The sequence below is a fragment of the Kineosporia sp. R_H_3 genome, assembly GCF_002198675.1.
GTDB lineage: Bacteria > Actinomycetota > Actinomycetes > Actinomycetales > Kineosporiaceae > R-H-3.
Genome location: NZ_MWLL01000040.1, coordinates 1 through 13514, shown reverse-complemented (window position 1 = coordinate 13514; position 13514 = coordinate 1). Strand labels below are relative to the sequence as shown.

Here is a 13514-nt window from a genome sequence, read left to right as displayed (position 1 = left end):
GCAGGGACGGCGGACGACGGTCCGCCGTCCCTGCTCGTCCCGCAGGTCCCGCCCCAGGACCCCGCGCTGCTGCCGGGTCTCTCCCCGGGCGCCGGGTACCCCGTCGTGCCCGACACCGGTCACCGCACCCGCAGCCCCGCGGCGGACACCGGCGAGGACCTCCTGGCCCCGCGCCGCTCCGACCGCCGCCGGGACGAGGGCTCGCACCGGACCGGCCCGCCGAAGAAGGGTTCGGCGCCCGCGTCGGCGCTCGGGGCGGCCGTTGAGGTCGTCGTCGTCGTCGCCCTGGCGCTCGTCCTCGCGGTCGTCGTCAAGACGTTCTTCGTGCAGGCGTTCTACATCCCGTCCGAGTCGATGGAGACGACCCTGCTCGTCGGCGACCGGGTGCTCGTCAGCAAGCTCACCCCGGGGCCGTTCGCGCTCCACCGCGGCGACGTCGTCGTCTTCAAGGACCCCGACAACTGGCTGCCGCCGAGCGCGCCGCCCGACGACGGGCAGGTGCGGGCCGCCGTCCGCACCGCCCTGACCTTCGTCGGTCTGCTCCCGCAGGACTCCGGGGAGCACCTCATCAAACGGGTCATCGGCCTGCCCGGCGACACCGTGAAGTGCTGCGACGCCAAGGGCCGGGTCATCGTCAACGGCGTCCCGGTCGACGAGCTGTACCTCCGGCCGGGCGTCGCGCCGAGCGACAAGCCCTTCTCGATCACGGTGCCGGAGGGCCGGTTGTGGGTCATGGGCGACAACCGGCCGTTCTCCGCGGACTCGAGGTACCACATGGACCTGGCCGGGGGCGGTACCGTCCCGGTCTCGGACGTCGTGGGCAAGGCCTTCGTCATCGTGTGGCCGTTCGGACGCGCCGGGGGTCTGGGGATCCCTGACGAGGTGTTCGCCGACGTCCCGGCAGCACCAGGGGGGTCATGAGCACCGCGGACGACGAGCGGAACGGTTCGGGCGGCACGCCCGACGGAGGGAGCACCACACCGATGGCCAGAGACGTCTCGGACGCGCCGCGCACCGCCCTGCAGTCGGCGGTGAGCGCGATCACCGAGGTGGTCGTCGTCGTCGCGATGGCGCTGGCGATCTCGCTGGTCGTCAAGACCTTCCTCGTGCAGGCCTTCTACATCCCCTCGGGGTCGATGGAGAACACCCTCCTCGAGGACGACCGGGTGGTCGTGAGCAAGCTGACGCCCGGCCCGTTCACCCTGCACCGGGGCGACATCGTCGTGTTCAAGGACCCGGGCGGCTGGCTGCCGCCGCCGGTCGAGCCCGAGGAGGGCGCCGTCCGGCACGCCGTCCGGGCGACGCTGACGTTCGTCGGGCTGCTCCCGCACGACTCCGGCGAGCACCTCATCAAGCGCGTCATCGGGGTCCCCGGTGACGTCGTCGCGTGCTGCGACGCCGCAGGCCGGGTCACGGTCAACGGTGTCCCGATCGACGAGACGTACCTGTTCCCCGGCAACGCCCCGAGCGCCCGGACGTTCTCCCGCACCGTCCCCGACGGCGAGCTGTGGGTCATGGGTGACCACCGGGAGATCTCCGAGGACTCGCGCGTCCACGGGTTCGTGCCGGAGTCGGTGGTCGTCGGCAAGGCGTTCGTGCTCGTGTGGCCGCTGTCCCGGGCGACCGGCCTCGGCCGGCCGGACCAGGTCTTCGCCGGCGTCCCGGAACCCTCGGCGCCGTGACCGCAGGCACGACCCCGCGTCGCCGGGGGACCGGCACGGCCTCCCGCAAGGTCAAGGTCACGTTGCCCGCCCGGGGCGTCCCGACCCTGCGCGAGGAGCGCCGGCTGCTGCGTGACGGGCACCTGCTCGTCGCCGGGATGGACGAGGTCGGCCGCGGTGCGCTCGCCGGGCCCGTCAGCGTCGGCGTCGTCGTCGTCGACGCGCAGGTGCGGACGGCGCCGACCGGCGTCAAGGACTCCAAGCTGCTCGCGCCCGCCGTCCGGGAGGCCCTCGTGCCCAAGGTGCGGCGGTGGGCGCTCGCGCACGCCGTGGGGCACGCCGAGCCCGAGGAGGTCGACCGCTACGGGATCATCGCCGCGTTGCGGCTGGCCGGACGCCGTGCGCTCGCCCAGCTGCCCGCCGTCCCGTCGTGCGTCATCCTCGACGGCTCGCACGACTGGCTCACCCCGCCGGCCGCACCCCCGACGCTCTTCGACCTCGACCTGCTCGGCCGGGAGGTCGCGCCGGACGTCGCCCTGGCCGCCGAGCCCGCGGTCGTGACGATGGTCAAGGCGGACCTGCGGTGCGCGGCCGTGGCCGCCGCGAGCGTCCTGGCGAAGGTCGAGCGCGACGCGATGATGGTCGCCCGGGCCGCCGACCACCCCGAGTACGGGTGGGAGGGCAACAAGGGCTACTCGGCGCCCGAGCACGGCGCGGCGATCCGCCGGTTCGGCCCGTGCGCGCAGCACCGCAGGTCGTGGAGCCTGCCCGGGCAGGGCGGGGAGTCGGACGACGTCCCGAGCGGCGCCGTCGACCTCACCGCGGCCGTGACGGACGCCGGGCCCCGCGCCGACCTCGACCTCGCGGGTGCGGACGGGCTGCCGGTCCCGTGACCGGTGGCGCGCCGTCCTTCGCCGGTCGCGCCGCCCGGGCCCTGCGCAACCGGTGGGACGTCCTGCTCGTCGTGGCCGCCGGCGGCGCCCTCGGCAGCCTGGCCCGGTGGGGCGTGGGGCTCGCGCTGCCGCACACCGGCCGGCAGTTCCCGTGGTCGACCTTCACCGTCAACGTCGTGGGCTGCCTGCTCATCGGCGCGCTCATGTGGTTCGAGGAGGAGCGCTGGCCGCCCTCGCGCTACCGGCGCTCGTTCCTGCGCACGGGGGTGCTCGGCGGGTTCACGACGTTCTCGGCGTACGGCCTCGACGCGCACGCGCTGCTGCTCGCCGGGGCGCCCGTCGTGGCGGCGCTCTACGTCGCAGGGAGCCTCGTCGCCGGGCTGCTCGCGGTGCCGCTCGGTGCCGCGGGAGGGGCCGGGCTCGTCGCGCTCGCGGGTCGGGGACGTCGTCCTGGCGCGACCGGGGACGCGCAGGCGGACGATGGAGGCGACGGCGCAGGGCCGTCGTCCGGGCAGGAGGAGCAGCCATGAACGGACCGCGACGCACGGCCGCCGTCCGGCTCACCGTCGTCGTCGGTGAGGAGGACCGGCACCACCACGGGCCGCTCGCGACGCAGGTCGTGCACCGCGCGCACGCGGCGGGCCTGGCGGGGGCGAGCGTCTTCCGCGGGTGCGAGGGGTTCGGCGCCGGCAGCCGGGTGCACACGGCCCGGATCCTCAGCCTCTCCGAGGACCTGCCGCTGTCGGTCGTCGTCGTCGACACCGCCGAGAAGGTCGAGGCGTTCCTGCCGGTGCTCGGCGAGCTGCTCGCCGAGTCGGGAGCGGGCGGGCTCGTGACGCTCGAGGACGTCACCGTCGTCCGGTTCGGGGACGACGCCCGCGACGCGGCCGCGCACGGCGGGGGAGCGGCCGGGTGACGGGGCTGCTCGTCGTCCTCGGCGCCGCCGTCGGGGCCCCGCTGCGCTACCTCACGGACCTGTGGGTGAACTCGCTCCACGACTCGCTCGTGCCGTGGGGCACCTTCGTCGTCAACGTCGTCGGGTCGTTCGTGCTGGGCGTCGTGGGCGGCCTGGCCGCGCGCGGCGGGGCCTCGCCGCACCTCGTGGCCCTGCTCGGCACCGGCTTCTGCGGGGCGCTCACGACGTTCTCGACCTTCGGCTACGAGACCGCCGAGCTGGCCCGGCAGGGCGCCTGGCTCTACGCGGCGGGCAACGTCGTGGGCAGCGTGGTCGCCGGGTTCGCCGCGGTCGCGGCGGGGTACGCGCTCGCCGCCTGACGCGCCGCCGGGCCGTGCGGCGGGGGCGCTGCGGGCGGCGCATCCGGGTGGCGGCTCGGCCGAGCGGCCCGGACTGGTCCATGATGGTCGGGCGCCCCGGGGCGCAACCGGACGCCGTGCCCGACGCACGGCGCGAACGAGCAGCGGAGCGAGACGTCCCCATGAGCGCCGAGGATCTCGAGAACTACGAGACCGAGATGGAGCTTCAGCTCTACCGGGAGTACCGGGACGTCGTCGGGCTCTTCTCGTACGTCGTCGAGACCGAGCGGCGCTTCTACCTCGCCAACCAGGTCGACCTCAAGGTGCGGTCCGCCGACGGCGAGGTCTTCTTCGAGGTGACGATGAGCGACGCCTGGGTGTGGGACGTGTACCGGCCCGCCCGGTTCGTGAAGTCGGTCCGTGTCGTGACGTTCAAGGACGTCAACGTCGAGGAGCTCGCCAAGAGCGACCTCGAGCTGCCGAAGTCCGGCGGGTTCGCGGGGTAGTCCCGCTCTTCCCCGCTCTTCCCCGCGCGGCGCCGGGCGTGCGAGCCTCGCCGCCATGGGCGCCCCGACGCACGACCCGACGCACGACCCGACGCACGACCGGTACCCGCTGCTGCTGTCGCCGTTCACCCTGCGCGGGCACGTGCTGCCGACGCGCGCGGTGTTCACCGCGCACACGACGAGCTTCGGGGCGGACGGCGTCCCGGGGGCCAGGGCCCGCGCGTACTACGAGGCGCGGGCCGCGGGCGGTGCCGGGATGGTCGTCATGGAGCCGCTGCCGGTGCTGCCCAACGGCGGCGTGACGCCGCAGAACTACCGGTACGACGACGACGCGTTCGTGCCCGCGCTGCGGGAGACGGCCGCCGCCGTGCGCGCCCACGGCACCGTGATCGTGAGCCAGCTCTACCACATGGGCGCGAACGCCGACCCGCACCAGGCGTCGAGCGAGCGGTGGGCACCGTCCGCCGCCCAGGGGCCGGGCTGGCCGGACGCGCTGCGCGCCGTCGACGAGGTCGACCTCGGACGCGTCGTCGAGGGGTTCGTCGCGGCGGCGCGGGCCGCGGTGGCCGCCGGGGTGGACGGCGTGGAGTGCATGTTCGCCTACGACACCCTCGTCGACCAGTTCCTCGACCCGGGCCGCAACCACCGCACCGACGGCTGGGGCGGCGACCTGCCCGGCCGGGCCCGGCTCGCCGTCGAGATCCTCACCGCCCTGCGGGAGGCGGTCGGTCCGGAGCGGCTGCTCGGGGTGACGCTCACCGCCGCGACACCCGGCTACGCGGACGCTGCCGCGCACCTCGCCGCCGCCTGCGACCTCGATTACATCGGCGTCGGCAACGGGAACTACGAGTCCCTGCACCTCATCATCCCGCCGATGGAGCTGCCCGAAGGGGTCGGCGTCCCGAACGCGGAGCGCGTCACCGCGGCGCTCGGCGGGCTGCGCGGCGAGGACGGCGCCGCGGTAGGGCGCGGGGGCGGGCCGGCGGTCGTCGCCGAGGGCCGGATCGTCCGGGCGGACGTCGCGGAGCGGGCGCTCGCGGCGGGGGCCTGCGACCTCACGGGGATGACGCGGGCGATGATCGCCGACCCGGACGTCGTCCGGAAGGCCCGCGAGGGGCGCGAGCGGCAGGTGCGTGAGTGCGTCGCGTACAACCTGTGCATCGCGCGCCGGCTGCGCAAGTACCCGATCGCCTGCCTGCAGAACCCCGCCGCCGGGCACGAGCACGAGGCGCCGCCGCGGCACGCGGAGCGCCCGCGGCACGTCGTCGTCGTGGGCGCGGGCCTCGCCGGGCTGGAGGCGGCCCGGGTCGCCTCGGAGCGCGGGCACCGGGTCACCGTGCTGGAACGGGACGGCGCCGCGGGCGGGCAGGTCCGGCTCGTGGCAGCGCTGCCGCTGCAGGGGCCGTTCGCCGAGCTCGTCCGGTGGCGGGTCGCCGAGCTCGAGCGGCTCGGCGCGGAGGTCCGGTACGGGGTCGAGGCGTCCGCGGCGGACGTCGTCGCGCTCGGCGCTGACGTCGCCGTCGTCGCGACCGGGTCGTGGCCGGTGCCCTCGACAGGGGCGACGGAGGGNCGTGGCTGTCGGCGGGCGGCGCGGGGCGGGGCGCGGGCACCGGCCGGACCGCGGTCGTCCTCGACACCGAGGGGCTGCGCAAGGGGCTGGGCACCGCCGAGCTGCTCGCCGCGGACGGCTGGTCGGTGACCCTCGTGCCCGTCGTCGGGCAGGCCGGCTGGATGCTCGAGAACTCCAAGTCGGGACCGCTCGCGCTCGGCCGGCTGCGCGACCTCGGGGTCCGGCTCGTCGAGGGGTACCGGCTCGACCGGGCGACGCGGACGCAGGCGGCGCTGCTGCGGCGGTACGACGACGAGCCGCTCGTGCTCGCCGCGGACCGGGTCGTCCTCGCCGCACCGCACGCACCCGTCGACGGGCTCGTCGCCGGGCTGCGGGCGCTCGGCGTCGAGGTGCACGCGGTCGGTGACGCCCGCGCCCCGCGGCTCGTCGAGGACGCCGTGCACGACGGGTACCGGGTGGGCGCCGCGGTCTGAGGCGTGGGGGCGGGCCGGGACGGGCTGCGCCGGAACGGTTCCGACCGCCCGGTCGGGCTCGACCCGTCCACAGATCCGCCGGTCGTCCCACCGTCCACAGGCAGCCGAGCGGGCCGCCCGCGCGGTCGTCCGCTCCCGGCAGGGTGACGCCCGGAGGTGGTCACCGTGCGGGTGAAGGACGTGGTGGGGGAGTACGGCGAGAAGCTCGCCGCCGAGCACCTGGTCGACGACGGGATGGTCATCCTCGACCGGCGCTGGCGCTGCGCGATCGGCGAGGTCGACATCGTCGCCGTCGACGGCGACTGCCTCGTCGTCTGCGAGGTGAAGACGCGGCGCAGCGTCGTCGCCGGCAGCCCCGTGGAGGCGGTGACCCGGCCCAAGCTGCTGCGGCTGCGCCGACTCGCGGGGGCCTGGCTCGAGGCGCACGACGGGCACTGGCCGCAGGTCCGCATCGACGTCGTCGGGGTGCTCGTGCCCCGCCGTGGCGGTCCCGAGGTCACGCACCTGTCCGGGGTGGCGTGATGGCGCTCGGCCGTGCCTGGTGCGTGACGCTCGTGGGGCTCGACGGCCACCTCGTCGCCGTCGAGGCCGACGTCGCGCAGGGGCTGCCCGCCTTCACCCTCACCGGTCTGCCGGACGCCTCGCTCAACGAGTCGCGGGACAGGGTCCGCGCGGCGACCGCGAACGCCGGCTGCCCGCTGCCGCCGCGCCGGATCACCGTCAACCTCGCGCCCGCCGCGCTGCCGAAGACCGGCACCGGGTTCGACCTCGCGGTCGCCGTGGCCCTGCTGGCCGCGACCGACCGGGTCGACCCGGCGTCCGTCGCGTCCCGCGTGCACGTCGGCGAGCTCGGGCTCGACGGCCGCGTCCAGCCGGTCCGCGGCATCCTGCCCGCCGTCCTCACCGCGGTCCGCGCGGGCCGCCCGCGGGTCGTCGTCCCGGTCGGCAACGCGCGCGAGGCCCGGCTCGTGCCGGGGGTCGACGTGGTCGCCGTCCGCTCGCTCGCCGACGTCCTCGCGCTGCACCGGGGCGAGCCGATGCCCGACGAGGAGGGGCCGGTCGTCGGGGCCGGTGCCGCGCCGGTGGACGACGACGGGGCGGCGGCGGAACCGGACGGCGGGGAGCGGCTCGACCTCGCGGACGTCCTCGGCCAGGCGGAGGCCCGGCACGCCCTCGAGGTCGCCGCCGCGGGCGGGCACAACATGCTCCTGCTCGGCCCACCCGGTGCGGGCAAGACGATGCTCGCGGCCCGGCTGCCCGGCCTGCTCCCGGACCTCAGCGACGAGCAGGCGCTGGAGGTGACCGCGGTGCACTCGGTCGCGGGCACCCTCGACCCGTCGCTCGGCCTGCTCCGCCGACCGCCGTTCGAGGGCCCGCACCACACGGCGACCCCGGCCGCGCTCGTCGGGGGCGGCACCGGCTGGCCGCGCCCCGGGGCCGTCTCCCGGGCGCACCGCGGGGTTCTCTTCCTCGACGAGGCGTGCGAGTTCGCACCCAAGGCGCTGGACTCGCTGCGCCAGCCGCTGGAGGTCGGCGAGGTCGTCATCCACCGTGCGCAGGGCGCACTCCGGTTCCCGGCGCAGGTCCAGCTGGTGCTGGCCTCGAACCCCTGCCCGTGCGGGATGTCGAGCGGCACGGGCGCCGAGTGCACGTGCTCCTCGCTCGCCCGGCGGCGGTACCTCGGGCGGCTGTCGGGGCCGCTGCTCGACCGGGTGGACCTGCACCTGGAGGTGCTCGCGGTGTCCCGGGCCGAGATGGCCCTGGACGTCGCCCCCGAGCCGACCGCCGTGGTCGCCGCGCGGGTGGCCCAGGCCCGGGCGGCGCAGCGGGAGCGGCTGGCGGGGACGCCCTGGTCGTCGAACTGCGAGGTGCCCGGCTGGTGGCTGCGGTCGGCGTGGCCGCTCGGCCAGGCGGTGACCGCCGAGCTGGACCAGGCGCTCGACCGCGGGCGGCTGTCGATCCGCGGCTACGACCGCGTGCTCCGCGTCGCCTGGACGGAGGCCGACCTCGCCGGCCGCACGGCGCCCGGCCGCGGCGAGGTGGGGCGCGCGATCCTCCTGCGGCAGCGGGCCCGGGTGGCGGCGTGACCGGGGGAGCGGGAGCGGGCGGGGCACGGCTGCGGCTCGTGCGGCCGGAGTGGCTCGACCCCGAGGACGAGCGGACGGCCCGGGCGGTGTGGTCCCGGATCGCCGAGCCCGGTGACCGTGACGCGGCGGTGTTCGTGCGCGAGCACGGCCCCGGCCCGGCGCTCGCCCGGGTGCTCGGGGGAGCACGGGTCCCGCGGACCACGGGGGCCCGCGGCCGCGGCGGCCCGGAGCGGCCGGGTGCCGGGGCCCCGGCCGGTGGCGACGCTGCGGACGGTTGGCGCGAGCGGTTGGCGGTCACCGACCCGCGCCGCGACCTCGCGACGCTGCACCGCTTCGGCGGGCGCCTGCTCGTCCCCGGCGACGCCGAGTGGCCCGCGGGCCTGGACGACCTCGGCGACCGGAGGCCGTTCTGCCTGTGGGTCCGCGGCGCCCTCGACCTCGGGCAGGTCTGCCGCCGCGCGGTCGCCATGGTGGGCTCGCGGGCGTCGACCGCGTACGGCGAGACCGTCGCCGCGCAGATCGCCGCCGGGCTCGCCGAGCGCGGCGTGACGGTCGTGTCCGGCGCCGCCTTCGGGATCGACGCCGCCGCGCACCGCTCCGCGCTGGCGTTCGGCGGCGCCACGGTCGCCGTCCTCGCCTGCGGGGTCGACCGGCCCTACCCGCGCAGCCACGAGCGGCTCATCGACCGGATCGTCGCCGAGGGCGTCCTCGTCAGCGAGGTGCCGCCCGCGTCGTCGCCGACCCGCTGGCGCTTCCTCGAGCGCAACCGGCTCATCGCCGCGATGTCCGGCGCGACGGTCGTCGTCGAGGCGGCCCTGCGGTCGGGGGCGCTCGTCACGGCACGCGAGGCCGAGGACCTCAGTCGCCAGGTCGCGGCCGTCCCCGGCCCGGTGACGTCCGTGGCGAGCAGCGGCTGCCACCTGCTCTTGCGCGACCGGGCCGCGGGCTGCGTCACGAGCGCCGCCGACGTCCACGCGCTCGTCGCCCGGATCGGCGAGGCCGAGCCCGACCCACCGTCGGGCCCGCGCGCCGCCCACGACGACCTCGGCCCGCTCGACCTGCGGGTCTTCGAGGCCGTCCCGGTCCGCAGCGCGGCCCCGACCGCGTCGGTCGCCCGCACCGCCGGCCTCGGCCTGCCCGAGGTCGAGCCCGCCCTCGGCCGGCTCGACCTCCTCGGCCTCGTGCGCCGCGAAGGCGCCGGCTGGCGGCGGTCGCCCGCACCCCGCCGCCGGCCGGGTGCTCCGGCCGGATGACGGGCCACGGGCTGCGGCGCGGCTGCTTGAGCGGCCTCCGGCCGGGGTCCACGGTGGAGCCGTGGCCACCGACCGGGGACGGCCCGGGCCCGCGACGGGTCCGGTCGCGGGCGCCGACACGCCGTCGGAGCCCCCCGCAGACACGTCGTCCGCGGGCCGGGTGCGGGCAGGGCAGACGCCCGCCGGGCCGTCGTCCGCGGAGCCGCCGTCCGCGGAGCCGTCGTCCGCGGAGCCGTCGTCCGCGGAGGCGTCGCCGCCGGAGCTGTCGCCGGCGGCCCTGGACGCGGTCGCCGGCTTCGAGCGGTTCGTCGCCATCGAGCGCGGCCGGTCGGCGCACACGGTGCGGGCGTATCTCGGTGACGTCCGGGCGCTCCTCGTGTTCGCGGCGGCCGACGGCATCGACGACCCGGCCGACCTCGACCTCACCGTGCTGCGGGCCTGGCTGGCCGCGATGACCGCCGAGGGGATGGCCCGGACGACGATCGCGCGCCGCGGCGCCAGCGCCCGCGCGTTCACCGGCTGGCTCCGGCGTACGGGCCGGGCAGCCGACGACCCCGGGGCCCGGCTCCGCTCGCCGAAGGCCCGTCGGCCGCTCCCGCACGTGCTGCGCCAGCGCCAGGCGCTCGCGCTCATGGACGAGGCACGCCGACGCGCCGACGGGTCGACGGGCCGGTCCCGGACGGCCGGCGGGACTCCGCAGGGCCGGCGCGCCCCGGACAGCCCCGGGCAGACGGACGACGCAGCCGACGGGCCGAGCGCCGACGGCCCGCGCGCCGACGGCCCGCGCGCCTATGGCCCGCCGTCCGACGGGCCGGCGGTCGCCGACGATCGGCGCGCGGCGACGGCGCACGCCCTGGCCCTGCGGGACCGCGCTGTCGTCGAGCTGCTCTACGCGACGGGGATCCGGGTATCCGAGCTCACCGGGCTCGACGTGCACGACGTCGACGACGCGCGGCGGACCGTCCGGGTTCTCGGCAAGGGCGCCAAGGAGCGGATCGTGCCGTTCGGGGTGCCCGCCGGGCAGGCGGTGCGGGAGTGGCTCGAGGCCGGGCGGCCGGTCCTCGCGGCCGCGACGCGCCCGGGTGCCGCGGGGCAGCAGGCGCTCTTCGTCGGGGTCCGCGGGCGGCGGCTGGACCCCCGCCAGGCCCGCGACGCTGTGTACCGGCTCGTCGCCGCGGTGGAGGGGACTCCTCCGATTGGGCCACATGGGCTACGTCATTCGGCTGCCACGCACCTTCTGGACGGCGGCGCGGACCTCCGTAGCGTTCAGGAGTTGCTTGGTCACGCTACGCTGTCGACGACCCAGATTTACACGCACGTCTCGGTGGAGAGGCTTCGTGCCAGTTACCAGCAGGCCCACCCGCGGGCCTGACCTCAAGAAGGGGGCAGCCGTGGTCGCCGACGTTGCGCCGGTGGACGACGACGCTGCTGACCCAGTCGCTGCGAACGAGGCGGCCCTGCGCCGGCTGTGGGAGAGGTTCAAGGCCGACGGTGACCCGGCGACCCGCGAGCGCCTGATCCTGCACTACTCGCCGCTCGTCAAGTACGTCGCGGGCCGGGTCGGTGTCGGCCTGCCGCCGAACATCGAGCAGGCCGACCTCGTGTCGTACGGGATCTTCGGGCTCATCGACGCGATCGAGAAGTTCGACATCGAACGCGCGATCAAGTTCGAGACGTACGCGATCTCCCGGATCCGCGGCGCGATCATCGACGAGCTCCGGGCGATCGACTGGATCCCGCGGTCCGTGCGCTACAAGGCGCGCGAGGTCGAGCGGGCGTACGCGTCCCTCGAGGGGGAGCTGCACCGCACCCCGACCGAGGCCGAGGTCGCCGAGCGGCTCGGCATCGCGCTCGAGGACCTGCACGCGATCTTCAGCCAGGTCTCCTACGTCAACGTCGTGGCGCTCGACGAGCTGCTCACGGTCGGCGGCGAGAAGGGCGACAAGCTCTCGCTCGTCGACACCCTCGAGGACACCAAGGCCGAGGACCCGGTCACGGCGTTCGAGACCGAGGAGACCAAGTTCATCCTCAGCCGGGCGATCAACCAGCTCCCGGAGCGGGAGAAGATCGTGGTGACCCTCTACTACTACGAGGGCCTCACGCTCGCCGAGATCGGTCGCGTCCTCGGGGTCACCGAGTCGCGCATCTGCCAGATGCACACCAAGGCGGTCCTGCAGCTGCGCGCCAAGCTCCAAGAGGTCAGCTGACCCAGGGCGCACCCGTCGGGACGGGCCGGACCGCAGTCGGTCCGGCCCGTCCGCGCGTCTGCCCGGTTGCCGGAGCGGCCGACCCCGGAGCAGAGACGCGCGATGCTGCGCCGGTGTCGGGGACAGGACGCCGGACGTGCTCGTGCAGCCGTGGGTGCACGATCGGTGGGGTGGTAACGCCCGCACTCGTGCACTCATCGGTGCACGGCGCGGTGCCAATGCGCCTGCGCCGACGGAGCATCGCGCGGTCGGCGGTCCGCGCCTGGTGGACGGCCTCCGCCCGTGACGCCGGTCAGGGGCGGCAGACGACCTCGCCGTGCGGGACGACGAACCAGCCGTCGTCGGCGGCCGCCCACTCGAGCCAGCCGGCGCGGATCCGCTCCAGGTCGGCCCGGGTCGCCTCGCCGGACGCGAGCGCCTGGTCGGCGATCGCCGATCCGACGATCCGGTCGGCCCACAGACCGCCCCACCAGGCCCGGCTCTCGGGCGTCGCGTAGCACCACACCGACGCGGACGCCGTCACCTCGGAGAACCCGGCGGCCCTCGCCCACGACAGGAGGCGGCGGCCGGCGTCCGGCTCGCCTCCCGTGGCGCGCGACAGCCGGCGGTACAAGGCCAGCCATTCGTCGAGCGCGGGGACCTCGGGGTACCAGGTGAAGGCCGCATAGTCCGCGTCCCGGGCGCCGACGACCCCGTCGGCGGCGCACAGGGCCCGCATCCTGCGCAGCGCCTCGACCGGGTCGGGGACGTGCTGGAGCACCTGGTGCGCGTGGACCACGTCGAAGGGCCCGTCGACGCCGGGCGCGACCTGCGGTGCGTAGACGTCACCGACGAGGACGACGGCGTTCGTCGCTCCCGCCTCCGCGACGGCACGCGCGGCCGCCGCGACGACGTCCGGGGCCGGGTCGACCGCGACCACTCGGCCCGGCGCCACCCGGGCCGCGATGTCGGCCGTGATCGTGCCCGGGCCGCACCCCACGTCGAGCACCGACGCACCTGGTCGCAGGTACGGCGCGAGGTACGCCGCGGAGTTGTCGACGGTCCGGCTCCGGTGCGAGCGGAGCACCGGCTCGGCGTGGCCGTGGACGTAGCCGGGGGCCGGCGCAGGCTCGGGACACATGGGATCGCCTCCTTCTCGGTGGTGGGCCGAGCCTAGAGCCGCCGTCTCGCTATCCAAGAATGCAATATCACTATGCGAGATGCCGTGCTCAGGAACGTGCTGGGCAGCGGTCACCCGGTCCCGACCCGGGCCGCCGGCACGGGGAGCAGGACCGGGGGCTCCCGCGGGCGCAGCAGCGTCAGGGGGTCGATGTAGCGGTCGGCCACGAGCGCGCCCCAGTGCAGGCAGGCCGTCGGTGTGCAGTGGCCCGCGGCGAGCGTCCCGAGACGCTGGCCGGCGGCGACGGCCTCGCCGGCGCGGACGACCGCCGTGACCGGCTCGTACGTCGTCCGGATCCCCGAGCCGTGGTCGACGGAGACGACACCGCGCCCGGCCACCGGTCCGGCGAACCGCACCACCCCCGGCCCCGCGGCGAGCACAGGCGCACCCTCGGCCGCGGGGCCGGGGGTGGTGCGGTTCGCCGGACCGGTGGCCGGGCGCGGTGTCGTCT

General features: G+C 76.4%; 14 protein-coding genes and 1 pseudogene. 13 read left to right on the top strand and 2 right to left on the bottom strand.

Annotation, left to right across the window (positions count from 1 at the left end; all coding sequences use genetic code 11):
- The 13 genes and pseudogenes from lepB (ECOMGDLI_RS02860) to whiG form a co-directional block, all read left to right on the top strand.
- On the top strand, window positions 1-921 hold a 921-nt coding region (lepB, locus tag ECOMGDLI_RS02860), incomplete at its 5' end, for a signal peptidase I (protein WP_369812705.1).
- A 62-nt stretch (window positions 922-983) separates the two neighbouring features.
- The gene (lepB, locus tag ECOMGDLI_RS02855; protein ID WP_088313401.1) at window positions 984-1682 is read left to right on the top strand and encodes a signal peptidase I; all 699 of its coding nucleotides are present in this window, start codon (window positions 984-986) and stop codon (window positions 1680-1682) included.
- Complete coding sequence (locus tag ECOMGDLI_RS02850; protein WP_233153284.1) at window positions 1679-2554, top strand: ribonuclease HII; 876 nt, start codon at window positions 1679-1681, stop codon at window positions 2552-2554. Before lepB (ECOMGDLI_RS02855) ends, ECOMGDLI_RS02850 begins: the two co-directional genes overlap by 4 nt.
- Window positions 2551-3084, top strand: coding sequence for a fluoride efflux transporter CrcB (crcB, locus tag ECOMGDLI_RS02845; RefSeq protein ID WP_198954486.1), 534 nt, complete (start codon window positions 2551-2553; stop codon window positions 3082-3084). Before ECOMGDLI_RS02850 ends, crcB (ECOMGDLI_RS02845) begins: the two co-directional genes overlap by 4 nt.
- On the top strand, window positions 3081-3470 hold the full coding sequence (locus tag ECOMGDLI_RS02840) for a DUF190 domain-containing protein (RefSeq protein ID WP_088313384.1): 390 nt from the start codon (window positions 3081-3083) through the stop codon (window positions 3468-3470). The genes crcB (ECOMGDLI_RS02845) and ECOMGDLI_RS02840 overlap by 4 nt, the downstream gene beginning before the upstream one ends.
- On the top strand, window positions 3467-3829 hold the full coding sequence (crcB, locus tag ECOMGDLI_RS02835) for a fluoride efflux transporter CrcB (protein WP_088313381.1): 363 nt from the start codon (window positions 3467-3469) through the stop codon (window positions 3827-3829). Before ECOMGDLI_RS02840 ends, crcB (ECOMGDLI_RS02835) begins: the two co-directional genes overlap by 4 nt.
- Window positions 3830-3990: 161 nt before the next feature.
- On the top strand, window positions 3991-4314 hold the full coding sequence (locus tag ECOMGDLI_RS02830) for a DUF2469 domain-containing protein (protein WP_088282591.1): 324 nt from the start codon (window positions 3991-3993) through the stop codon (window positions 4312-4314).
- A gap of 55 nt (window positions 4315-4369) precedes the next feature.
- Window positions 4370-5883, top strand: a pseudogene (locus ECOMGDLI_RS36630) (FAD-dependent oxidoreductase); the annotation flags it as partial.
- A gap of 639 nt (window positions 5884-6522) precedes the next feature.
- A complete protein-coding gene (locus tag ECOMGDLI_RS02820) occupies window positions 6523-6879 on the top strand; it encodes a YraN family protein (RefSeq protein ID WP_088313392.1) in 357 nt (118 codons plus the stop codon).
- Window positions 6879-8444, top strand: a complete 1566-nt coding sequence (locus ECOMGDLI_RS02815; protein ID WP_088313376.1) for a YifB family Mg chelatase-like AAA ATPase — start codon at window positions 6879-6881, stop codon at window positions 8442-8444. Before ECOMGDLI_RS02820 ends, ECOMGDLI_RS02815 begins: the two co-directional genes overlap by 1 nt.
- The gene (dprA, locus tag ECOMGDLI_RS02810) at window positions 8441-9697 is read left to right on the top strand and encodes a DNA-processing protein DprA (RefSeq protein WP_198954484.1); all 1257 of its coding nucleotides are present in this window, start codon (window positions 8441-8443) and stop codon (window positions 9695-9697) included. The genes ECOMGDLI_RS02815 and dprA overlap by 4 nt, the downstream gene beginning before the upstream one ends.
- A 262-nt stretch (window positions 9698-9959) precedes the next feature.
- Window positions 9960-11069 carry a tyrosine recombinase XerC gene (locus ECOMGDLI_RS36400; protein WP_088313389.1) on the top strand — a complete coding sequence of 370 codons (1110 nt, stop codon included), beginning with the start codon at window positions 9960-9962 and terminating at the stop codon, window positions 11067-11069.
- 19 nt (window positions 11070-11088) lie between these two features.
- Window positions 11089-11904, top strand: coding sequence for an RNA polymerase sigma factor WhiG (whiG, locus tag ECOMGDLI_RS02800; protein ID WP_088280988.1), 816 nt, complete (start codon window positions 11089-11091; stop codon window positions 11902-11904).
- Window positions 11905-12196: 292 nt separating this feature from the next.
- Here the strand turns inward: whiG and ECOMGDLI_RS02795 are convergent, their stop codons facing one another.
- Together ECOMGDLI_RS02795 and ECOMGDLI_RS02790 are read right to left on the bottom strand one after the other, a co-directional pair.
- Entirely contained in the window at window positions 12197-13024 is an 828-nt protein-coding gene (locus ECOMGDLI_RS02795; RefSeq protein WP_088313371.1) for a methyltransferase domain-containing protein, read from the bottom strand.
- Window positions 13025-13134: 110 nt separating this feature from the next.
- The coding region (locus ECOMGDLI_RS02790) for a M23 family metallopeptidase (RefSeq protein WP_143447477.1) at window positions 13135-13514 on the bottom strand (380 nt) is incomplete at its 5' end.